The sequence below is a fragment of the Paracoccus sp. (in: a-proteobacteria) genome, assembly GCF_039808215.1.
Classification (GTDB): domain Bacteria; phylum Pseudomonadota; class Alphaproteobacteria; order Rhodobacterales; family Rhodobacteraceae; genus Paracoccus.
This window is the reverse complement of sequence record NZ_JBDHSP010000019.1, coordinates 25,702-47,010: the sequence shown is the minus strand read 5'-3', so window position 1 is coordinate 47,010 and position 21,309 is coordinate 25,702. Positions and strand designations below refer to the sequence as shown.

Genomic DNA, 21,309 nt, shown 5'->3' with positions numbered 1-21,309 from the left:
GATGCGGCGCATCTGGCTCTCCGTGGCGTTTCTGGCGGTGCTGGCCGGCACCGCCTTCCTGTTCCTGACCGAGCGCCCGCTGACGGTCGCGGTCGTTCAGCCCGAAGCGGACGTGGCCTTACGAATCTACGGGTTGGGCACGGTCGAGGCGCGCATCCTCAGCCGCGTGGGCTTCGAGGTGGGCGCGGCGCTGACCGGGCTGGCCGCGGATGCCGGGGACCGCGTGGGCAAGGGCCAGGAACTTGCCAGCCTGCACGCGGCCGAGCAGGAGGCGCGCGTCGCCCGCATCGGTCTGGAAAGCGACCGCGTGAACGAGGAGCGCCGCGTCTGGTTGGCCTGCGCCGACTGCCCGACCGAGATGTTCCTTGGCGAACAGGCCGAAGTGCGCATCCTGACCGGGACGCGCGCGCAGGCGCTGATGGTGCCGGAACTGGCGATCACCGGCTTTGACGGGCATCGCGGCACGGTCTGGACGCTTGCGGAGGGCCGGCTTGCCCGCGCCGACCTGACCTTCGGCGCCCGCGACGACCGCGGCCGGGTCGAAGTCACGGGCGGCTTGCCGGACGGCGCCGCGATCGTGGCCAGGGTGCCGAAAGGCGCGGCCGAGGGACGGCGGGCGCGCATCGGGGCCGGACCATGAACCTTGCGCTGAGGGACATTCGCCACGGGTTGTTTCGCTTCGTGCTGACCTGCCTCGGGCTGGGGCTGCTGATGACCGTCGTGCTGGCGATGATCGGCATCTATAACGGCCTCGTCTCGGATGCGCTGGCGGTGGTGAAGGCTCCGGCTGCCGATGTCTGGGTGGTCGAGGCTGGCACCAAGGGCCCCTTCGCCGAAGCCTCCAGCATTCCCACTGACACCCGCGACGCGGTGGCGCGCATGCCCGGCGTCACCGAGGCCGGCGCGGTCAATTACCAGAATATCGAGGCCGCGCATGGCGGGCGCACCTTGCGGCTTTACGTCATCGGCTCGGAACCGGGGCGTCCGGGCGGGCCGCAGACCATCGCCGAGGGGCGCGGCATCGGCGCCAGCCATTTCGAACTGGTCGCCGACCGCAAGACCGGCCTTCAGCCCGGCGAGACCATCCGGCTTGGCCGCAACCGCTTTACCGTCGTCGGGCTGGTCGAGGGGGCGATGAATTCGGGCGGCGATCCAGCGGTGCATGTGACGCTCTCTGACGCGATGGCGCTGCAGACCGAGCTTGACCCCGCCGCGCAGCGGGTGCAGGCGGCGCGCGGGGCAGTTTCGGTCAAGTCGGCCTCGGTCGCCGCCGTCATCGCCCGCATGGCGCCGGGGGCGGATGTGGAACTGCTGACCGCGACCGTGCGCCAGTGGAAGCACCTCGCCGCGATGACCCAGGGCGAACAGGAGGAGTTGCTGCTGGCCTCGGTGGTGGACAAGGCGCGGCGCCAGATCGGGCTGTTCCTTGGCATCCTGCTTTCCGTCAGCGCCGTGGTGATCGCCCTGATCATCTACACGATGACCATGGAAAAGCTGAAACAGATCGCCACCTTGAAGCTGATCGGCGCGCCTGACCGGACCATCATCGGGCTGATCGTGCAGCAGGCGTTGATCCTCGGCGCCGCGGGCTGGGGGATCGGGCTGGCGCTGATCCTGACGGTGAAGGATTATTTCCCCCGCCGCGTGGTGCTGGAGCCGTTCAACGTCATGGTGCTGGCCGGGATTGTCGCCGTGGTCTGCCTGCTTGCCTCGGCGCTTGGCGTGCGGGCGGCGATGCGGGTCGATCCGGCGACCGCCTTGGGAAGCTGACATGGCGACGGGCGATCTGCTCATCGAAGTCTCGGGCGTGGCCAGGCATTTCGGCGAGGGGCCGACCCGCGTCGATGCCCTGCGCGAGATCGACCTGAGCGTGCACGCCGGCGAGGTCATCGCGCTGCTTGGCCCCTCCGGCTCGGGCAAGACCACGCTTCTCAACATCATCGGCTGCATCCTTGCGCCCTCGGCGGGGCGGGTGGCGCTGGAGGGCGAGGCAGTCTTTGACGGCAGATGGCTGCGCCGCGACCTGCGGCGGCTGCGGCTGGACAAGATCGGCTTCATCTTTCAGGCGCATAACCTGCTGCCTTTCCTGACAGCGCAGGAAAACGTCGCCCTCGTGCCGGATCTGGCCGGCTGGCCGCAGGGCAAGGGCCGGGCGCGGGCGCGCGAATTGCTGGACTATCTGGAGGTCGGCCACCGCGCTGCGGTCAAGCCGGCGCTACTCTCGGGCGGCGAGGCGCAGCGCGTGGCCATCGCCCGCGCGCTCGCCAACCGGCCACGCATCATCCTGGCGGACGAACCCACCGCGGCGCTGGACGGCGCCCGCGCCGGGCTGGTGATGGACCTGTTGCGCAAGCTTGCCGTCGAGCAGGAAGCCTGCATCGTCACCGTCACCCATGACGAGAAGATCTTCGACCGTTTCGACCGCCTGATCCATCTGCGCGACGGCCGCCTTGCCGACGCCTGACCCCAAAGCCATGCGGGCGGCAGGGCGGGGCTTGCGCCAGGACCTGACTGACCGGGACTCGGCAGGCGATCCGACGCCTTTGCCGCAGCACGATCCCTCGCGCCATGAGGATGGGATGGTACCGCCTCCCCGGCTCGAACGGGGGACCTCTAGATCCACAATCTAGCGCTCTAACCAACTGAGCTAAGGCGGCACTGGCGTGGTATCTAACGCCAGCCGCGCCGGCGCACAAGCCCGACTTGCCGGTTTTTCCCATGCGCGCTATGCAAAAAACACCCGACCCACGCCCGCCGACAGGAGAGCCTGCATGAGCATCAACAGCCAAAGCGACATCGCCGCGAATCTGCAGATCGGACCGACGGATCAGGGCATGGTCCGCATCTATGTCGAGGCCGAAGGCGTCGATCTGCCGCTGGATTTCGACCCCGAGGAAGCCGAGGAAATCGCCGAGGAACTGCTGGCCGCCGCCGAAGCCGCGCGCAACAGCGGCCCGATCGGCGGCGACAGGGGCATCAGGAAGCCGCGCCGCTGACCCCCAGCGGATCGCCAAGCGCCCAAAGCCGCGCCGCCGCGGTGCGGGCGATGTCGCGGGTCAGCCGGCTGCGCCGCGCGCCGGCCAGCCGGGTCCGCGGGCCCATGCGCATCAGCTCGGCCCCCCAGGCGTCGGCGCGGATCAGCCCGGCGCCGGCGGGCAGCAGCTCCTCGGGAAAATCCGCGGCCACCGCCCAGAGGAAACGGTCGCAGAATTCCAGATAGCCCTGCCACTTGCGGTCCGAAAGAAAGTCGGCGCGGCTGCTCTTGCATTCCACCACCCAGATCTCGCCATCGGCGGCGACCGAGATCAGGTCGACGCGCAGCCCGGCCCGGGGCACGAACTCGGCCAGCGTCGCATGGCCGAGGCCGGCCAGCATCCGGGCCACGCCGCGCGCCAGCAACTGGCCCGGCCGCAGGGCATCGGATGGCGGTCGCACTTCCATGCCGTGACCATGAACGAAAGGGAAACGTCTGGCAAGCGACCCTTGCAGCGGGGCGGGCGCTGCCCTATCTTTCCTGACTGGCGGGTTTCTGCTCTTCGCGTGTGTGGCCTCTTTTTCCACTGGCCTATAATTTCACCGAGGGGGCTGGCTCTGTCGGGGCCCCGGTCCCGTTATCTGGCTCCCACCTGGACCTCCAGGCTTTCGGGGAAACTAGCGCTGCCACGGTTGCTGCGGTTCCCGCCGCCCCCTGCCCCTCAGTTGCGCGTCAGCGGCGCCGTGCCGCGGCTTCGGCGCGGGCCGACAGATGCAGGCGGATGCGCTGGCGCTTGCCGCCGGCGGGGGTGTCGCGCTGGGCCATCAGCATGATGCGGATGGCGAATTGCACGCCCGAAAACAGCACCGCGTGAAAGAACGCCAGCATGAACACGGCGATCCAGCCGCCACGGGTCGCGCTGACCAGATGCCACAGCCCGGCCACGTCCAGGACCAGCAGCAGCGCGGTAAAGACCAGCCCCAGCGCCAGGCCGATGACAGTGCTGAACAGGTAAAGCCGGACAAGCTGCGGCATGATGTCTTTTCCGGATGCGGATGCGTGGCGCCAGTGTAACCCCGGGCGGCACAAAACCGAAGCCCGAAATTCCGCGCCTCAGAAGGCGTCGGGCCGGGCCTCGCGCGCCATGTGGTCGAGCACGGCATTGACGAATTTCGACTCGCGGCCCTCGGCGAAGAAGGCCTGCGAGATGCGGACATATTCCGCGATCACCACCCTGGGCGGAGTCCGGGGGGTGACCAACTCGGCCCCCGCGGCGCGAAACAGCGCCCGCAGCACCGGGTCGATGCGTTGGATCGGCCATTTCGCCACCAGCGCCCGGTCGGTCATCTGGTCGATCCGGCCCTGCCAGGTCACCGCGTCGTCGACGATGCGGGTGAACAGCGCGTCATCGGCCTCGGCCGAGACCATGTCGGCGTCCTCGCCCTCGCGGCCAATGCGCCAGTGCAGGAATTCGCGCTGCACGCGGTCGGCGGATTGACCGGCGGCTTCCATCTGGAACAGCGCCTGCACGGCGTAAAGCCGGGCCGCAGCGGCGCGGGCCTGGCGTTCCTCGCGGCCAGGTTGCGGGGTGTCGCGCTTGCTGCTCATGCGCCCTTGTGTCCTTCCGGCTTGCCGGCCGCCGCCGCGTCCCAGCCGCGCCGCAGCGCGATCAGGTGCAGCGCCGCCGCCGCCGCGCCGCCGCCCTTGTTCTGGCCCGCGGCCTCGGCGCGCACCTCGGCCTGTGCGTAATTCTCGACCGTCAGGATGCCGTTGCCGATGCAATGGCCCTGCAGCCCCAGCAGGGTGATGCCGCGCGAACTGTCGTTGCAGACGGTGTCGTAATGCGTCGTCTCGCCCCGGATGACGCAACCGAGCGCCACATAGCCGTCGTAAAGCCCGCGCGAGGCCGCCAAGCCGATCGCCGTCGGCACCTCGAGCGCGCCCGGAACCTCGACCAGATCGGCGCCGGCCCCGGCGGCGGCAGTGACCGCGCGCGCCCCCGCCACCAGCTGATCGGCGATCTGGCGGTAATAGGGGGCGACCACGATCAGCAGGCGCGCGCCCGCCACCCGCGGCAGCGGCAACTGGTAATGTTCGATGCTGGCGGCCATGGCGTCACCCTTTGGGAATCGGACGGGTGGAATGGATCGAAAGCCCGTAGGCGTCAAGCCCGACCACCTTGACCGGCGCCGAATTCGTCAGAAGCACCAGCTCCGACAGGCCCAGCGAGGACAGGATCTGCGCCCCCAGCCCGTATTGGCGCAGCACATGCCCCGAGATCTCGCCCTGGCGCGGCAGGCGCTGTTCCAGATCGCGAAACAGCACCACGACGCCGCGGCCCTCGCCGGCGATGATGCGCATGGCCGCGCCCAGCGTGCCCGCATCCTCGCGGCCGATGCCCAGCACATCGTGCAGCGGGTCCAGCACATGCATGCGCACCGTGACCGGGCCGGGCGCGGTCAGGTCGCCCTTGGTCAGCACGATATGCTCGGCCCCCGAGGTCTCGTCGGCAAAAATCCGCATCATCCAGTCGCCGCCATGCGCCGATGTCACCGGGCGCTGACCGCGTTCGGCGATCAGGTTGTCGTGGCGGCGGCGATAGGCGATCAGGTCGCTGATCGTGCCGATCTTCAACCCGTGCTTTTGCGCAAAGGCCACCAGGTCGGGCAGCCGCGCCATGGTGCCGTCCTCGTTCATGATCTCGCAGATCACCCCGGCCGGGTTCAGCCCGGCAAGGCGCGAGATGTCCACCGCCGCCTCGGTATGGCCGGCGCGCACCAGCACGCCGCCGTCGCGGGCGCGCAGCGGAAAGACATGGCCCGGGGTGGCGATGTCGGCGGCGCCCTTGGTCGGGTCGATGGCCACCGCCACGGTGCGCGCGCGGTCATGGGCCGAGATGCCGGTGGTCACACCCTCGCGCGCCTCGATCGACATGGTGAAGGCGGTCTCGTGCCGGCTGGAGTTCTTCGGGCTCATCAGCGGCAGGCCCAGCGCATCGACGCGCGCCGCCGGCAGCGACAGGCAGATCAGCCCGCGACCGTGCATGGCCATGAAATTGATCGCATCCGGCGTCGCCATCTGCGCCGGGATCACCAGATCGCCCTCGTTCTCGCGGTCCTCGTGATCGACCAGCACGAACATCCGGCCGTTGCGGGCCTCCTCGATGATCTCCTCGATCGTGGAAATCGCATCCGACCAGTCGCGCTCGACCGGTCCCGGTTCTTCATACTGCATCCGCCGCTCCCGCATGGTTATGCGCGCCGGGTGCGACCTGCGCCGCCCCTGGCCTGTTCCGTCCCGTGCCGGTCCTGCCGGCCATCTGCACTGCCGGGCGCCGGCGCGCAAGCCCCGCCGGCATCAGCCCGCCTCGGCCAGGCGCGCGACATAGCGCGCCAGCGTATCGATCTCGAGGTTGACGCGGTCGCCTTCCCTGGCCTCGCCCCAGGTGGTGACGGCCTGGGTATGCGGGATCAGGTTCACCCCGAACAGATCGCCCGCGACCTCGTTCACCGTCAGCGAGGTGCCGTTCAGCGCCACCGACCCTTTCGGCGCGATGAACCGCGCCAGCGCCGCGGGGGCGCGAAAGGTGACGCGGGTGCTGTCGCCCTGGGGCTGCAGGGTCTCGATCAGCGCCGTGCCGTCGACATGGCCCGAGACGATATGCCCGCCCAGCTCGTCACCCACGCGCAGCGCGCGCTCGAGGTTCAGCCGCCGTCCGGCCGCCCAGCCATTGGCGCCGATATTGGTCTTCGAGACGGTCTCGGCCGAGACATCGACATCGAACCAGTCCGCGCCCTTGTCCACCACCGTCAGGCAGATGCCGTCGCAGGCGATCGAGGCGCCCAGCTCGACCCCCGCCATGTCATAGTCGCAGCCGATCCGCGCCCGCAGGTCGCCACGCATCTCGATGCGCAAGATCGTGCCGATATCGGTGATGATCCCCGTAAACATTGCCGCCCCCAGACATTTCCGCCGTGCGAGACTTAGAGCCTGGCGCCGGTTTCTTCAAGCAAGGCGGCGGATCGGTCAGGATTGCGTTAAGCAAAAGCCGGGAAAGGGCGTGACAGCGGCAGGAAATGATGCGATTCCGGCATGGCACCTGAATGTCAGATGCCTGAATGTCAGATGAACGACAGACGACCCGCGATGATCGGACTGCGCCCCATTCCCGCCCCGGCCGGCCATGACCCGCGCCAGACCCCGCCCATCCCCGGCGGCGTCACGCTGAACGCCGTCGCCACGACCGCGGCGCTTCCTGCCGCCCGGCGGGTGTTTTTGCTCTTGCAGGGGCCGCACGGGCCGTTCTTCGACCGCGTCGGCGCGCTGCTGCGCGACGCGGGCGCGCAGGTCTGGCGCGTCGGCTTCAACGCCGGCGACGAATTCTTCTGGTCCGACCGCGCCCGCCTCATCCGCCACAGCGCCGCGCCCGAGGACTGGCCCGCGCATCTGGCGCGCATCATCGCAGAAAAGGACGTGACCGACATCGTGCTTTACGGCGATGTCCGCCCGGTCCATGCCGCGGCCCAGGCGGCGGCGCAGCAGCACGGCCTGGTGCTGCATGTGTTCGAGGAAGGCTATTTGCGCCCGTTCTGGATCACCTATGAACGCGGCGGCTCGAACGGCAATTCGGCGCTGATGCGCATTCCCCTGCGCGACATGCGCAACGCCCTGCGCCAGCGCCCGGGCGAGATCCGGCGCCCGCCGGCGCGCTGGGGCGACATGCGCCAGCACAAGTTCTACGGCGCGCTCTATCACTTCTTCGTGCTGGCGGCGAACCGGCGCTATCCGGGCTACCGCACCCACCGCCAGATCGGCGTGTTCGATGAATTCGTGCTGAACCTGCGCCGGCTGCTGCGCACGCCCTTCGACGCGGTCGCGCGCATGCGCGAGACCCGGGCGGTGCGCCGCGGCGGCTTTCCCTATGTGCTGGTGCTGATGCAGCTCGAGCACGATTCGAACTTCGTCGCGCATTCGCCCTATGCGCGGATGTCGGATTTCACCGACGAGGTGCTGGCCGGTTTTGCGCAATCGGCGCCGCGCCATCACCGCATCGTCTTCAAGGCCCACCCGCTTGAGGATGGCCGCGGCGGCATCCATGCGGCGATCCTGTCCCAGGCCCGGGAACTGGGCATCGAGGAGCGGGTGCATTTCGTGCGCGGCGGCAAGCTGGCGCGGCTCTTGGCGCAGGCGCGCGCGGCGGTGACGGTGAACTCGACCTCGGCGCAGCAGGCGCTGTGGCGCGGCCTGCCGGTCAAGGCCATGGGCCGGGCGGTGTTTTGCAAGCCCGGCCTCGTCTCGGAACAAAACCTGGGCGAATTCCTCGCCGATCCGCAGCCGCCGCAGGCCGCCTCCTATCGCCGCTACCGCGATTTCCTGCTGGAAAGCAGCCAGGTGCCGGGCGGGTTCTATGCCGCGCATTCGCGCGCGCATGCGCTGCGCATCGTCGTGGACATGATGCTGGCGCCCGAGGACCCCTATCAGGCGCTGTTTGCCGGGCGTGGCACCTTCCGGCAACAGATGGCCCCCGCAGAGGAATGAACCGCCGAAACCATGGAAAACCCGGACAGGCTGGGCTAACCTGCCGCCATCACGGTCGACGATCCGGGAATCGCACGAGTGGACAGGAGTAATAGTTTGATCCAGCAGATTTATTCGCCCGTTCAACCCGGGGTGGCAAGTCCCCGTCCGCGCATGACGCGGGCGGCGCGGGCGGCCATTTTGGGTGTGGCACTCGTGGTTTCGGCCTGCGGCTTGCCGCGCTCGGGCCCGACCAAGGGGCAGATCGCCGCGGGTTCGGTTGAAAAGGGTGGCAGTTCGCATATCGTGCATGTCGACGACCGGGTGAACCGCGCGGCGAATTTCTCGCCCGCCTACGGTTTCTCGGCGGATTTCCGCGCCGCCGGCCAGGTCGGCGCCGACGAGGTCCGGCCGGGCGATGTCCTTGGCCTGTCGATCTGGGAGAACGTCGATGACGGGCTGCTGGCCTCGCTCGGGCAAAGCTCGACCCAGCTCACCCAGTTGCAGGTGGACAGCCAAGGCTATATCTTCGTGCCCTATGCCGGGCGCATCAAGGCGGCGGGCAACAGTCCCGACGAGCTGCGCCGCATCATCACCCAGAAGCTTGAAACCCAGACCCCCGATCCGCAGGTCATGGTGACGCGGGTGGCCGGCGACGGCGCCACGGTCTCGGTGCTCGGCAAGGTCGGCGCCCAGGGCGTCTTCCCGATCGAGCGTCCGACGCGCACGCTTTCGGCCATGCTCTCCAAGGCCGGCGGCGTCGCCATCGAACCCGAGGTGGCGGTGGTCACGGTCAAGCGCGGCAATTCCTCGGGCAAGGTCTGGCTGCGCGATCTCTATTCGAACGCCCGCAACGACATCGCGCTGCGCCCCGGCGACGTGATCCTGGTCGAGGAGGACCAGCGCAGCTTCACCGCCCTCGGCGCGCTGGGCGGCCAGACCAAGGTGCCGCTGGGCAACGAGCAGATCGACGCCATCGAGGCGGTGGCCATGGTGGGCGGGCTTTCGACGACCCTGGCCGACCCCAAGGGCGTGTTCATCCTGCGCGACGAACCCCAAGAGGTCGCCCGCGGCGTGCTGGGCCGCAACGACATCTACGGCAACCAGCGCGTCGCCTATGTGCTGGACCTGACCAAGCCCGATGGGCTGTTCCTGGCCCGCGATTTCGTGATCCGCGACGAGGACACCGTCTATGTCACCGAGGCGCCCTTCGTGCAGTGGCAAAAGACACTCAACGCGATCCTGTCGCCGGTCACCCAAATCGGAGCCGCCGACAGCGCCTTCCGCTAGTTGGGCATGACGGCCAAGAATGCCAGTGCCGCCGGGGACGATCCCCGGCGGCTTTTCGTTTGCAACGCCGGCTTTTTCACCGCGCCGCGCCTGCGCCGCATCCTGACGCTGGCGGGGTGGTCGCCGCGCGTCGGCCTGCCCGGCGCCGGGGACTGGGTCGGCGTCTGGGGCGACAGCCCGACCGCCTGGCGCGGCAGGGCGCTGGCCGCCCGGTGCGGCGCCAGCCTGCTGCATGTCGAGGACACCTTCCTGCGCTCGGTCCTGCCCGGCCGCGGCAGGGGCAGGGTCGCGCGGCGCGGCCCGATCGGCCTGCTGATCGACCCGGTCGGGCTGCATTTCGACCCCGCGGCCCCCTCGCTGATCGAGAGGCTGGTGCTGGACGGCCAGGGCGCCGACATGCAGGGCGCCGCGCGCGAGGGCATGGCGCGGCTCATCGCCGCCGGGCTGTCGAAATACAACGCCCATCTGCCCGGCACGCCGCTGCCGCCCCCGGGCCATGTGCTGGTGATCGACCAGACGCGGGGCGACGCCTCGCTGCTGGGCGCCGGACGGGCCGAGTTCCTGCAGATGCTGGCGGCGGCGCGCGCCGAGAACCCCGGCCTGCCGCTGGTGATCCGCGCACATCCCGAGACCAGCGCCGGGTTGCGCCACGGCCATTTCACCCGCGCGGACCTCCTGCCGGGCGAGGTCTTCTGCGACCAGCCGGTGCCGCCCTGGGCGCTGCTGGCGGCGGCCGGGCGCGTCTATGCCATGTCCTCGCAACTGGGCTATGAGGCGATGCTGGCCGGCCACCGCCCGCGCGTCTTTGGCCGCCCCTTCTATGCTGGCTGGGGGCTTTCTGACGACCGGCACGGCTTTGCCCGCCGCCGCCCCGCGCCGATCGAGGCGCTGTTCGCCGCCAGCCATCTGCGCGCCCCGGTCTGGTACGACCCCTGCCGCGACTGCCTGACCGATTTCGAGGGGGCGCTGCGCCAGATCGAGGCCGAGGCCCGCGCCTGGCGCCAGGACCGCGCCGGGCATCTGGCCCTGGGCATCCGGCTGTGGAAACGCACCACCCTGTCGCGGTTCTTTGGCAGCGGGTCCGGCATGCGCTTTGCCGACCGGCCCTCGCCGCGGGTGACCATGGCCTGGGCCAACCGCTGCGACGCCCCGCCCGGCGCCCTGCGTATCGAGGACGGCTTCCTGCGCTCACGCGGGCTGGGGGCGGCGCTGGTGCCGCCGCTGTCGCTGGTCGCCGACGATCTTGGCATCTATTACGACCCCGGCCGGGAAAGCCGGTTCGAGCGGCTGATGGCGCAGCCGCTGCCCCCCGGCGGCCGGGCGCGCGCCCTGGATATGGCGCGGGCGCTGGTGACGCAGGGGGTGACGAAATACAATCTTGCCGGGCCGCCGCCGCCGCTGCCGGCCGGGCACCGCATCCTCGTGCCCGGCCAGGTCGAGGACGACGCCTCGGTGCTGCTGGGCGCCGGGGCCGAGCGCAGCAACCGCGCGCTGCTGGCCCGCGTGCGGGCCGAAAACCCCGGGGCGGTGCTGATCTACAAGCCCCATCCCGATGTCGAGGCCGGGCTGCGCCCCGGCCGGATCCCCGAAGCCGAGCTGGCGCTGCTGGCCGATGTCACCGCGCGCGGCTCCGGCGCGGCGCAACTGCTGGCCGGGATCGACGAGATCTGGACCATCACCTCGACCATGGGTTTCGAGGGCCTGCTGCGCGGCATCCCGGTGACCACGCTTGGCGCGCCCTTCTATGCCGGCTGGGGTCTGACGCGCGATCTGGGCCCCGTTCCCGCGCGGCGGCGAACGCAGGCCGATCTGGCGATGCTGGTCCATGCTGCGCTGATCGCCTATCCGCGCTATTTCGACCCGGTCACGCGCCTGCCCTGCCCGCCCGAGGTGGCGCTGCAACGGCTGGCGGATCCGCAATTCTCCGGCGGCGCCGGGCCGGCGATCCGGCTGCTGGCCAAGGCGCAGGGGCTGCTCAGCACCCATGCCTGGCTGTGGCGTCCCCGCGGCTGAGCCGGCACCTCAGGTCCCGGGCGCGGGATCGCGCAGCCAGCGGTGCATCAGGTCATTGCCGATGCGCCGGGTCTCGACCAGCCGAAAGCCCGGCGCGTCGCCAAGATGCCGCAGGCCCAGCGGGCCGATGCCGGCCAGGCCCTCGGCGCCCAGCACGATCCCGGCGGTAAAGCCCACAAGCTGATCGACCAGGCCGGCGCGCAGCAGGCTGGCGGCCAGCAGACCGCCGCCCTCGCACAGCACGCGGGTCAACCCGCGCTGGCCCAACTCGCGCATGATCGCCTCGGGCGGGCCGGAAAGCTGCCACAGCGGGCCATAAGCCGGACCCTCGGGCGGCAGTTCGGGAAGATCGCCCGCCGACAGCACGATGCGCACCGGCTGGCGCACCGCACCAAAGCCGCGCACGTTCAGCGCCGGGCGATCGGCGCGCGCGGTGCCGCCGCCGACCATGACCGCATCATGGCCAAGGCGCAGCGCATGCACATGCCGGCGCGCCGCCTCGCCGGTGATCCACTGGCTTTCGCCGGAACCGGTGGCGATGCGCCCGTCGAAGCTGCTGGCCAGCTTCAGCGTCAGCATCGGCCGGCCCAGCGCCTGCCGGGTCAGGAAGCCGCGCTGCAAGTCGCGCGCCTCGTCGGCGCAGACCCCCTCGCGCAGGGCGACGCCGGCGGCGCGCAGCAGCGCATGGCCGCGCCCGGCCACGCGCGGGTCGGGATCGGTCAGGGCGCTGACCACGCGGCTGACGCCGGCCTGCAGCAGCGCCTCGGCACAGGGCGGGGTGCGGCCGTGATGCGCGCAGGGCTCGAGCGTGACATAGGCGGTGGCGCCGCGCGCTGCATCGCCCGCCTGCGCCAGGGCCATGGTTTCGGCATGCGGGCGCCCGCCGGACTGGGTCCAGCCGCGCCCGACCACCCGCCCGTCGCGCGCCAGCACGCAGCCGACGGCGGGATTGGGCCAGCAATTGCCCAGACCGCGCCGCGCCAGCGCCAGCGCATGGCGCATCTGGGCCTCGTCGCTCATTCTCCGGCGGCGCCGGGGCGCAGCTCGGCCACGAAGCGGTCGAAATCGTCCGCCGCCTGGAAGTTCTTGTAGACGCTGGCGAAGCGCACATAGGACACGGTGTCGATACGCGCCAGGGTCTCCATGACGATCTCGCCGATGACCTTCGAGGGGATGTCGGTGTCGCCCATGCTTTCCAGCCGCCGCACGATGCCCGAGATCATCTGGTCGATGCGCTCGGGCTCGATCGGGCGCTTCTGCATGGCGATGCGGATCGAGCGTTCCAGCTTGGCGCGGTCGAAATCCTCGCGCCGGCCGCTGGATTTCACCACCACCAGATCGCGCAACTGCACGCGTTCATAGGTGGTGAAGCGGCCGCCGCAGGCCGGACAGAAGCGGCGGCGACGGATCGCCACGTTATCCTCGGCCGGACGCGAGTCCTTGACCTGGGTATCGACATTTCCGCAGAACGGGCAGCGCATCCCTAGTTCCCCTGAAGCCTTGGACCGCAGTCACTATAGGAAACCCCGGACAGCTTGGGTAGCCCGTTGCTGCAGCCACAAGATCGGCGTGGCGCCTGCGGTGCACAGGTGACGCAGCGGCACCCGGGGCGCCGCCTCGCAGCGGCGGATTCGCGGCGCTGCGCCCTCGACAGGGGCGCGGACCCATGCAACATTTCCCGCAGTCGGCTGCCAGCAGAAGGCCGATCCACGCGGAGGAAGACATGAACGATTCCAACCAGCTTGACCGGCGCAGGTTCCTGACCCGCGCCACGATCGGCGGCGCCACCGCCGCCGCCGGCGCGGCCCTTGCCGCACCCGCCATTGCCCAGGACATGCCCGATGTGAAATGGCGCCTGACCTCGGCCTTTCCGAAATCGCTCGACACCATCTATCGCGGCGCCGAGGTGATGGCCGACTATGTGTCCGCGGCGACCGGCGGCAAGTTCCAGATCCAGGTCTTTGCCGGCGGCGAGATCGTGCCCGGCCTGCAGGCCCAGGACGCGGTGACCGATGGCACGGTCGAGGTCGCCCATACCGTGGGCTATTACAGCTGGGGCAAGGATCCGACCTTTGCGCTGGGCTCGGCCGTGCCCTTCGCGCTGTCGGCGCGGGCGATGAACGCCTGGACCTATCACGGCGGGGGCTTTGACCTCTATAACGAATTCCTGGCCAAATACAACATCTACGGCCTGCCCGGCGGCAATACCGGCGCGCAGATGGGCGGCTGGTTCCGCAAGGAGGTCAATTCGGTCGCGGACCTCAAAGGGCTGAAGATCCGCGTCGGCGGCTTTGCCGGCAAGGTGCTGGAGCGCCTGGGCGCGGTGCCGCAGCAGATCGCCGGCGGCGATGTCTATCCGGCGCTGGAAAAGGGCACGATCGACGCCGCCGAATGGGTCGGCCCGCATGACGACCTGAAGCTGGGCTTCTACAAGGTCGCGCCCTATTACTATTACCCCGGCTGGTGGGAAGGCGGGCCAATGGTGCATTTCTTCTTCAACAAGGAGAAATTCGAGGGCCTGCCCGAGAATTACAAGGCGCTCCTTCGCGCCGCTGCGCGCGCCACAGATGCCGACATGCTGCAGCGCTATGACCACCTGAACCCGATCGCGCTGAAGGAACTGGTCGGGGTGGGCGCGCAGCTGCGTCCCTTCAGCGCCGAGATCCTCGACGCCTGTTTCAAGGCCTCGAACGAGGTCTATGCCGAGATCGAGAAGGACAACGCCGGCTTCAAGAAGATCTGGGATTCGATCAAGGTGGCCCGCAACGACTGGTATCTTTACAACCAGACCGCCGAATATACCTTCGACACCTTCATGATGATCCAGCAGCGCAACGGCACGCTCTGAGCGCCGCGCCAGCAAGACCGGGCCGCCGCAATCGCTTGCGGCGGCCCTTTTCCATTCCCTTGCCGTCAGTCCCCGGGCTTTGCCGGGGCGGCAAGACTTGGCGGCGGGCCGGCCAGCGGGTCAAGCCCGCCCGAGGGCGCCGGGGCCGGGGTCGGCGCCGGCGTTCCGAAATTCGGCACCCCGCCCAGCCCGCCGGGCGCGGGAATGCCGCCAGGCGCCGCCGGCTGGCCGAATGGCGCCGGTGCACCACCCAGACCGCCATCCAGCCCGCCAAGTCCGCCGACCGCCGGGATCTCGACCTGGATATTCGAGGTGTCGACCGGGGCGCCCTTGTAATGCATGACCAGGCCCGGGAACAGCATGACCACGCCGACCATGACCATCTGGATGACCACGAAGGGCACCGCCCCCCAATAGATCTGGCCCGTGGTCACCGGCTGCATCATCTTGCCCGTCACCTTGTCGGCATAGGGCACCTTGGGCGCCACCGAACGCAGGAAGAACAGCGAAAATCCAAAGGGCGGATGCATGAAGCTGGTCTGCATGTTCACCCCCAGCAGCACGCCGAACCAGATCAGGTCGATTCCCATGGCCTCGGCCGCGGGCGCCAGCAGCGGCACGATGATGAAGGCCAGTTCGAAGAAGTCGAGAAAGAAGGCCAACAGGAACACCAGCAGCGACACCGCCAGCAGGAAGCCGTATTCGCCCCCCGGCAGCGAGGTCAGCAGATGCTCGACCCAGACATGGCCGTTCACGCCGTAGAAGGTCAGCGAGAACACCCGCGCCCCGATCAGGATGAACATGACGAAGGCCGAAAGCCGCGTCGTCGCCAAGAGCGCCTGGCGGATCACGTCATAGTTCAGCCGCCCCTTGACCCCGGCCAGCAGCAGAGCGCCGACCGCACCCATGGCGCCGCCCTCGGTGGGGGTGGCGATGCCCAGGAATATCGTGCCCAGCACCAGAAAGATCAGCGCCAGAGGCGGGATCAGCACGATGATCACCTGCTGCGCCAGCCGCGACATCAGGTTGACGCGCAGCCCCTTGTCCAGCAGCGCAAGCACATAGATCACCACGATGGCCAGCGCCGGCGCCAGGATGTCGGCGTCCTTGCCATGCGTCGGATGCAGCCAGCCAAACGCCAGCCAGGTCATCGCCCCGGTCAGCGCCAGCGCCAGCAAGAGCGAGGTCACGCCCGAGCCCAGGGTGCGCGCCTCCTTGGGCAGCGCCGGGAGGGCGTTCGGCCGCAGGATCGACATGACAAAGACATAGGCCATGTAGATGCCGGTCAGCACCAGACCCGGGATCAGCGCGCCCTTGTACATGTCGCCGACCGAGCGGCCCAGCTGGTCGGCCAGCACGATCAGCACCAGCGAGGGCGGGATGATCTGCGCCAGCGTTCCCGAGGCGGCGATGGTGCCCGCGGCAATGCGCCGGTCATAGCCGTAACGCAGCATGATCGGCAGCGAGATCAGCCCCATGGCGATGACCGAGGCCGCGACCACCCCGGTCGTCGCCGCCAAGAGCGCGCCGACGATGATCACCGCATAGGCCAGGCCGCCGCGGATCGGGCCGAACAGCTGACCCACGGTGTCCAGCAGGTCCTCGGCCATGCCCGATTTCTCAAGCACGATGCCCATGAAGGTGAAGAAGGGCACCGCCAGCAGGGTCTCGTTCGCCAGCACCCCCCAGAAGCGTTCCGGCATCGCGTTCAGCAGCGGCCAGCTGAGGTTGATCGAGCCACCCGAGAGCGGTGCCAGTTCGACCCCGATGACAAAGAACATCAGCCCGTTCGCGGCCAGCGCGAAAGCGACCGGATAGCCGTAAAGCAGGAAGACGACCAGCGAGGCGAACATGATCGGTGCCATGTTCAGCGCGATGAATTCCATCATTTGCGCGCGTCCCCGTCCTTCGCATCCCCGTCCTTTGCGTCATCATCCTGCAGCGCGCGCATCTCGCGCATCATGGTGTCGCCCTCAAGCGCCGCGGCCTCGTGCTGCGAGACGAAGGGGTTGGGGTCCTCGATCAGGCCGCGCATGACCGCGATCTTCTTGATGATCTCGGAAATGCCCTGAAAGAACAGCAGCACAAAGCCGGTCAGCAACAACAGCTTGGCCGGCCACAGCGCCAACCCGCCGGAATTGGTCGAGACCTCGCCGCTGCGGATCGAATCCAGCGCCCAGGGGAACAGGAACCACAGCATCACCGTGACAAAGGGCATCAGAAAGAACAGATGCCCGATCAGGTCGATCCAGTGCTGGCCGCGCCGGCTCCACATGCCGTAGATGATGTCGATGCGGATATGTTCGTTTTCCTTCAGCGTATAGGCGGCGGCGCCCAGGAATGCGGCACCGTAGAGATACCATTGCAACTCCAGCCAGGCGTTGGACGACACGCTCAGCACCTTGCGCACCACGGCATTGCCGGCGCTGATCAGCACCGCGGCCAGGATCAGCCAGCTGGCGCTGCGCCCGATGAATGTGTTCATGCGATCAATGCCGCGCGAAAGCCCCAGCAGGGCAAGCATGAGACGACCCTCCCCCGTTTCGTCCGCCCGTTGCGCCGGGCGTCTGGCCGTTGGTGCCGGCCCCTGTGTTCAGGCGTCCGCTATGAACGAAGCGCCCGGCGCGTTCAAGAAAAACCCGGGCCCTGTGCCGTAACGGCCTGAATCAGAACCAGCAACGCCAGGTGGCCTGCCGCCTCTCCGACCTGCTGCAGCGCGCCCAGCACGTCGCCGGTCTGCCCGCCCAGAGCCCGCCCGGCCCGGCGCGCCAGCCAGGCCTGTGCCGCCGCGACCGCGGCAATCAGCCCCATCCAGCCCGGCAGGCCCAGCCAGCACGAGGGCAAGAGCAGCGCCGCCGCCCCGAAGCACAGCGCCACCGCCAGCGCGCCGCCGCCGGGGCGCCCGGCCGCCCGGCCCAGCCCGTCGGCGCGCGCCGGCCGCATGACCGCCAGCGCCACGACCACCCCCGCGCGCGAGGCCATGGCCATGCCGACCAGCGCCGCCTGCGCCAGCAGCGCATCCCGCGCCATCAGCGCCGCCACCGCCATGACCCGCAGCCCGGTCACCATGATCAGCGCCAGCACGCCGTAGCTGCCGATGCGGGAATCGCGCATGATCTCAAGACGCCGCTCGGGGGTGCGGGCACCGGCGGCATCGGCCAGATCGGCCAGCCCGTCCTCGTGCAGCGCCCCGGTGGTCCAGATCATCGCGCCCACGGCCAACAGCGCGGCCAGTCCCGGCGGCAGATGCAGCACTGCCGCCAGCGCCAGCACCAGCGCCGCCAGCAGCCCCACCGCCAGCCCGGCCAGCGGGAATGCCCAGGCCGCCTGCGCCAGCACCGGCGCCGGCGTGCCGATCAGCCGCCCCGCGGGCAGCCGCGTCAGCCAGACCAGCGCCGTGGCGGCCTCGGCCAGGCGCCTAGCCAATCCCCGCCTCGGCGAAGGTCGCCATGCCGTTGTGGCATTCCAGCGCCGCGCGCAGGATCAGCAGCGCCACCGCCGCGCCCGAGCCCTCGCCCAGGCGCATGTCCAGCGTCACCACCGGCGTCTTGCCGAGGCAGGCGATCAGGCGGCGATGCCCCGGCTCGGCGCTTTCATGGCCGATCAGGCAATGGTCCAGCGCCTGGCGGTCGTTGACCAGCAGCACGCCCGCCGCGGCCGAGCAGATGAACCCGTCGAGGATGACCGGGATGCCCAGTTCGCGCGCCCGGATCACCGCGCCGCAGATCGCCGCCTGCTCGCGCCCGCCAAAGCTGCCCAGGATCGAGGCGGCGGTGGCCGCGCCCTTGTGCCGGGCAAGGCCCTGATCGACGGCGCGCAGCTTGTTGGCCATCACCTGCCCGTCGGCGCCGGTGCCGGGGCCGACCCAATCCGCGGCGGTGCCGCCGAAGGTCGCCGCCGCCAGCGCCGCGGCAACGGTCGAGTTGCCGATGCCCATCTCGCCCAGCAAGATCACATCCGCCTGCGGGTCCACCGCGTCCTTGCCGGTCTGGATCGAGGCGATCAGATCCGCCGTCTCAAGCGCCATGCCGCGGGTGAAATCGCCGGTCGGGCGCGCCAGATCCAGCGCGATCACCTGCAGATCGGCCCCGGCCAGGCGGCAAAGCTGGTTGATCGCCGCGCCGCCATGGTGAAAATTCTCGACCATCTGCGCCGTCACCTCGACCGGGAAGGGGTTCACCCCCTGCGCGGTCACGCCGTGATTGCCGGCAAAGACCAAGGCCTGGGCGCGGGCGATCTGCGGCCGCTCGCGGCCCTGCCAGCCGGCCATGAAGATCGCCAGTTCCTCGAGCCGGCCCAGCGACCCCGGCGGCTTGGTCAGTTCGGCCTGACGGGCGCGGGCGGCGGCGGCGGCGGATTCGTCATAAGCTTTCACGGCACTCTCTTTCCGGTTTCAGGCGCAGGGGCAGGCCGCTGACGGCCATCCAGACCTCATGGGCAAGGGCGGCGACGGTCTGGTTCATCCAGCCATGCTCATCGCGGAAGCGGCGCGCAAGTGCATTTTCAGGCACGATGCCCAGACCCAGTTCATTCGTGACCAGAACCACCGGCGATCGCTGCGCCCGCAGCGCCGCGTCCAGCGCCTGCAGCCGCGGCCCGGGATCGCCCGCCATCATCGCATTCGACAGCCACAGCGTCAGGCAGTCGACCAGCCGCACCCCCTGCCCGTCGCTGCGCGCCAATGCGCCGGCCAGGTCCAGCGGTTCCTCGATCGTCTGCCAGCCCGCGCCGCGGCGGGCGCGGTGGCCGGCGATTCGCTGCGTCATCTCGTCGTCGCGCGCCTCGGCGGTGGCCAGGTAAAGCCGCGGGCCGGCAAAGCGCGCCGCAAGGCGCTCCGCCAGCGCCGACTTGCCCGAGCGGGCGCCGCCGGTGACCAGGATGATGCGGGATGCAAGGCTCATGCCTGCGGTTCTGGCACATGACCTGCGGTTGTGAAAGCGGCAAATGCCCCCTTGCCGGATGCGGGGTTTGCGGTCAGCCTCCGGCAATCCACATGCCCGCGGAAGGCATGGCCCAGACCAGAGAGGTGCCCCGATGACCCGTTTCCTGCTGACCACCGCGCTTGCCGCGGCGATCGCCCTGCCCGCCATGGCCGTCCAGCCCGCCGAGGGCGAGAAGCTGGCGGAAAAACAGAACTATACCTTCTGGCTGCTCGACGCGATCAAGACCGTCGATCCGCAGAAGAACACCGATGTCGAGGGTTCGGACATCATCCGCCAGCTTTTTGAGGGGCTGTTGAACGAGGACGCCAAGGGCGCGCCGATTCCCGGCGTCGCCACGGGATTCGATGTTTCGGACGACAAGCTGACCTATACGTTCCATCTGCGCCCCGAGGCGAAATGGTCGAATGGCGATCCGGTCACTGCAGGCGATTTCGTCTATGCCTGGCGCCGCCTGGCCGATCCGGCCACCGCCTCGGAATACGCCTGGTACATGGAGCTGATGAACGTCGAGAACGCCCCCGCCGTGGTCAAGGGCGAGAAGAAGCCCGAGGAACTGGGCGTCAAGGCGCTGGACGACCACACGCTTGAGGTCCGCCTGACCACCCCCACGCCCTATTTCCCCAAGATGGTCACGCATGGCTCGACCTTCCCGGTGAACCCCAAGGTCGTCGCGGCCGAGGGCGACAACTGGACCCAGCCCGGCAAGCTGGTCGGCAACGGCGCCTTCGTGCTGACCGGCCACGACCTGGGCGTGCAGATCAGCATGGAGAAGAACCCCGCCTACTGGGACGCGGCCAATGTCGTGATGCAGCAGATCAAGGGGCTGACGGTCAATGACAACAATATCGCCCTGACCCGCTATCAGGCGGGCGAACTGGACCGCGTGCAGATCCCGGCCGGCCAGTATCCGCGCCTCAAGCAGGAATTTCCCGACCAGGCGGTGTCGATTCCCTATGCCTGCACCTATGCCTATCTGATGAACGTCGGCGAAAAGGGGCCGCAGGCGCTGAAGGATCCGCGGGTGCGCAAGGCGCTGTCCTATGCCATGCAGCGCGACATCGTGGTGGACCAGATCCTGCAAGGCGGGCAGAAGCCGGCCTATAACTGGACGCATTGGGCCATCGAGGGCTTCAAGATGCCCGAGATCGACTATGCCGGCTGGACCCAGGCCGAGCGCATGGAAAAGGCCAGGGCGCTGCTGGCCGAGGCCGGCTATGGCCCGGACAACCCGCTGAAGCTGACGCTGCAATACAACACCGACGAGAACCACAAGAAGATCGCCGTCGCCGCGCAGCAGTTCTACAAGCAACTGGGCGTCGAGATCACGCTCAACAATGTCGAATGGAAGGTGCACACCGACCGCATGCAGGCCGGCGATTTCGAACTGGCGCGCTATGCCTGGTGCGCCGACTACAACGAGGCCTCGACCTTTCTCGATTACTTCCGCACCACGGGGATGAACTACGGCAAATATTCCAGCCCCGAGTTCGACAAGCTGATGGACGCCTCGAAGGTCTCGGCCGATCCGAACGTGGAATACAGCGCCGCCGAAAAGATCCTGGCTGAGGACATGCCGCTGGTGCCGGTCTATCAATATGCCAAGGTCGACATGATCCGCGACGACATCAAGGGCCTGCCAACGGAAAACGTGATGAACGACTGGCTGGCCAAGGACATCTACCGCATCCAGAAATGACCGCCGGGGGGCGGCCCTGCCGGGTCGC

Annotated in this window: 22 protein-coding genes and 1 tRNA gene; 9 read left to right on the top strand and 14 right to left on the bottom strand. The window is 69.1% G+C overall.

Annotated features, from left to right (window positions below):
- The first annotated feature begins 1 nt into the window (after position 1).
- From WMK75_RS08785 to WMK75_RS08775, 3 genes are read left to right on the top strand one after another with little or no spacing between them, the layout of a single operon-like run.
- On the top strand, positions 2-640 hold the full coding sequence (locus WMK75_RS08785) for a hypothetical protein (RefSeq protein ID WP_347267300.1): 639 nt from the start codon (positions 2-4) through the stop codon (positions 638-640).
- A complete protein-coding gene (locus WMK75_RS08780) occupies positions 637-1,770 on the top strand; it encodes an ABC transporter permease (protein ID WP_347267299.1) in 1,134 nt (377 codons plus the stop codon). Before WMK75_RS08785 ends, WMK75_RS08780 begins: the two co-directional genes overlap by 4 nt.
- A gap of 1 nt (position 1,771) precedes the next feature.
- Positions 1,772-2,464 (top strand): ABC transporter ATP-binding protein, encoded by a 693-nt coding sequence (locus WMK75_RS08775; protein ID WP_347267298.1) that lies wholly within the window; start codon positions 1,772-1,774, stop codon positions 2,462-2,464.
- Between the two features lie 116 nt (positions 2,465-2,580).
- Here WMK75_RS08775 and WMK75_RS08770 read toward each other — a convergent pair.
- Positions 2,581-2,657, bottom strand: a tRNA-His gene (locus tag WMK75_RS08770).
- Between the two features lie 114 nt (positions 2,658-2,771).
- On the opposite strand from WMK75_RS08770, the gene WMK75_RS08765 reads away from it, so the two are divergent.
- Positions 2,772-2,996, top strand: coding sequence for a DUF6324 family protein (locus WMK75_RS08765; protein WP_347267297.1), 225 nt, complete (start codon positions 2,772-2,774; stop codon positions 2,994-2,996).
- Here WMK75_RS08765 and WMK75_RS08760 read toward each other — a convergent pair.
- From WMK75_RS08760 to WMK75_RS08735, 6 genes are all read right to left on the bottom strand, one after another.
- Positions 2,977-3,441, bottom strand: coding sequence for an MmcB family DNA repair protein (locus tag WMK75_RS08760; protein WP_347267296.1), 465 nt, complete (start codon positions 3,439-3,441; stop codon positions 2,977-2,979). The genes WMK75_RS08765 and WMK75_RS08760 overlap by 20 nt on opposite strands.
- Positions 3,442-3,706: 265 nt before the next feature.
- Positions 3,707-4,009, bottom strand: coding sequence for a hypothetical protein (locus WMK75_RS08755; protein ID WP_347267295.1), 303 nt, complete (start codon positions 4,007-4,009; stop codon positions 3,707-3,709).
- A 78-nt stretch (positions 4,010-4,087) separates the two neighbouring features.
- A complete protein-coding gene (nusB, locus tag WMK75_RS08750) occupies positions 4,088-4,582 on the bottom strand; it encodes a transcription antitermination factor NusB (protein WP_347267294.1) in 495 nt (164 codons plus the stop codon).
- Positions 4,579-5,085 carry a 6,7-dimethyl-8-ribityllumazine synthase gene (locus WMK75_RS08745; protein ID WP_347267293.1) on the bottom strand — a complete coding sequence of 169 codons (507 nt, stop codon included), beginning with the start codon at positions 5,083-5,085 and terminating at the stop codon, positions 4,579-4,581. The genes nusB and WMK75_RS08745 overlap by 4 nt, the downstream gene beginning before the upstream one ends.
- Before the next feature lie 4 nt (positions 5,086-5,089).
- Positions 5,090-6,208: a 3,4-dihydroxy-2-butanone-4-phosphate synthase gene (gene ribB / locus WMK75_RS08740; RefSeq protein ID WP_347267292.1), complete on the bottom strand. Its 1,119-nt coding sequence runs from the start codon at positions 6,206-6,208 to the stop codon at positions 5,090-5,092.
- Positions 6,209-6,331: 123 nt separating this feature from the next.
- A complete protein-coding gene (locus WMK75_RS08735; RefSeq protein WP_347267291.1) occupies positions 6,332-6,925 on the bottom strand; it encodes a riboflavin synthase in 594 nt (197 codons plus the stop codon).
- 174 nt (positions 6,926-7,099) lie between these two features.
- Here WMK75_RS08735 and WMK75_RS08730 point away from each other — a divergent pair, with 174 nt between their 5' ends.
- From WMK75_RS08730 to WMK75_RS08720, 3 genes are all read left to right on the top strand, one after another.
- Positions 7,100-8,512, top strand: coding sequence for a capsule biosynthesis protein CapA (locus WMK75_RS08730; RefSeq protein WP_347267290.1), 1,413 nt, complete (start codon positions 7,100-7,102; stop codon positions 8,510-8,512).
- 153 nt (positions 8,513-8,665) lie between these two features.
- Positions 8,666-9,781: a polysaccharide biosynthesis/export family protein gene (locus WMK75_RS08725; RefSeq protein ID WP_347267314.1), complete on the top strand. Its 1,116-nt coding sequence runs from the start codon at positions 8,666-8,668 to the stop codon at positions 9,779-9,781.
- A gap of 6 nt (positions 9,782-9,787) precedes the next feature.
- Positions 9,788-11,794, top strand: a complete 2,007-nt coding sequence (locus WMK75_RS08720; RefSeq protein ID WP_347267289.1) for a capsular polysaccharide biosynthesis protein — start codon at positions 9,788-9,790, stop codon at positions 11,792-11,794.
- A gap of 9 nt (positions 11,795-11,803) precedes the next feature.
- Here WMK75_RS08720 and ribD read toward each other — a convergent pair whose 3' ends face one another.
- Both ribD and nrdR read right to left on the bottom strand, forming a co-directional pair.
- The gene (gene ribD / locus WMK75_RS08715) at positions 11,804-12,814 is read right to left on the bottom strand and encodes a bifunctional diaminohydroxyphosphoribosylaminopyrimidine deaminase/5-amino-6-(5-phosphoribosylamino)uracil reductase RibD (protein ID WP_347267288.1); all 1,011 of its coding nucleotides are present in this window, start codon (positions 12,812-12,814) and stop codon (positions 11,804-11,806) included.
- On the bottom strand, positions 12,811-13,275 hold the full coding sequence (nrdR, locus tag WMK75_RS08710; RefSeq protein ID WP_347267287.1) for a transcriptional regulator NrdR: 465 nt from the start codon (positions 13,273-13,275) through the stop codon (positions 12,811-12,813). Before nrdR ends, ribD begins: the two co-directional genes overlap by 4 nt.
- A 242-nt stretch (positions 13,276-13,517) precedes the next feature.
- On the opposite strand from nrdR, the gene WMK75_RS08705 reads away from it, so the two are divergent.
- Positions 13,518-14,642, top strand: coding sequence for a TRAP transporter substrate-binding protein (locus tag WMK75_RS08705; protein WP_347267286.1), 1,125 nt, complete (start codon positions 13,518-13,520; stop codon positions 14,640-14,642).
- Between the two features lie 65 nt (positions 14,643-14,707).
- On the opposite strand, the gene WMK75_RS08700 is transcribed toward WMK75_RS08705, so the two are convergent.
- The 5 genes from WMK75_RS08700 to cobU all read right to left on the bottom strand — a co-directional run bounded on the left by WMK75_RS08700 (position 14,708) and on the right by cobU (position 19,543).
- A complete protein-coding gene (locus WMK75_RS08700; RefSeq protein WP_347267285.1) occupies positions 14,708-16,531 on the bottom strand; it encodes a TRAP transporter large permease subunit in 1,824 nt (607 codons plus the stop codon).
- A complete protein-coding gene (locus WMK75_RS08695) occupies positions 16,528-17,166 on the bottom strand; it encodes a TRAP transporter small permease subunit (protein WP_347267284.1) in 639 nt (212 codons plus the stop codon). Before WMK75_RS08695 ends, WMK75_RS08700 begins: the two co-directional genes overlap by 4 nt.
- Before the next feature lie 104 nt (positions 17,167-17,270).
- Positions 17,271-18,068 (bottom strand): adenosylcobinamide-GDP ribazoletransferase, encoded by a 798-nt coding sequence (gene cobS / locus WMK75_RS08690; protein ID WP_347267283.1) that lies wholly within the window; start codon positions 18,066-18,068, stop codon positions 17,271-17,273.
- A complete protein-coding gene (gene cobT / locus WMK75_RS08685; RefSeq protein ID WP_347267282.1) occupies positions 18,061-19,017 on the bottom strand; it encodes a nicotinate-nucleotide--dimethylbenzimidazole phosphoribosyltransferase in 957 nt (318 codons plus the stop codon). Before cobT ends, cobS begins: the two co-directional genes overlap by 8 nt.
- Positions 19,004-19,543 carry a bifunctional adenosylcobinamide kinase/adenosylcobinamide-phosphate guanylyltransferase gene (gene cobU / locus WMK75_RS08680; protein ID WP_347267281.1) on the bottom strand — a complete coding sequence of 180 codons (540 nt, stop codon included), beginning with the start codon at positions 19,541-19,543 and terminating at the stop codon, positions 19,004-19,006. Before cobU ends, cobT begins: the two co-directional genes overlap by 14 nt.
- 133 nt (positions 19,544-19,676) lie before the next feature.
- Here cobU and WMK75_RS08675 point away from each other — a divergent pair, with 133 nt between their 5' ends.
- Complete coding sequence (locus WMK75_RS08675) at positions 19,677-21,281, top strand: peptide ABC transporter substrate-binding protein (protein WP_347267280.1); 1,605 nt, start codon at positions 19,677-19,679, stop codon at positions 21,279-21,281.
- Positions 21,282-21,309 lie beyond the last annotated feature (28 nt).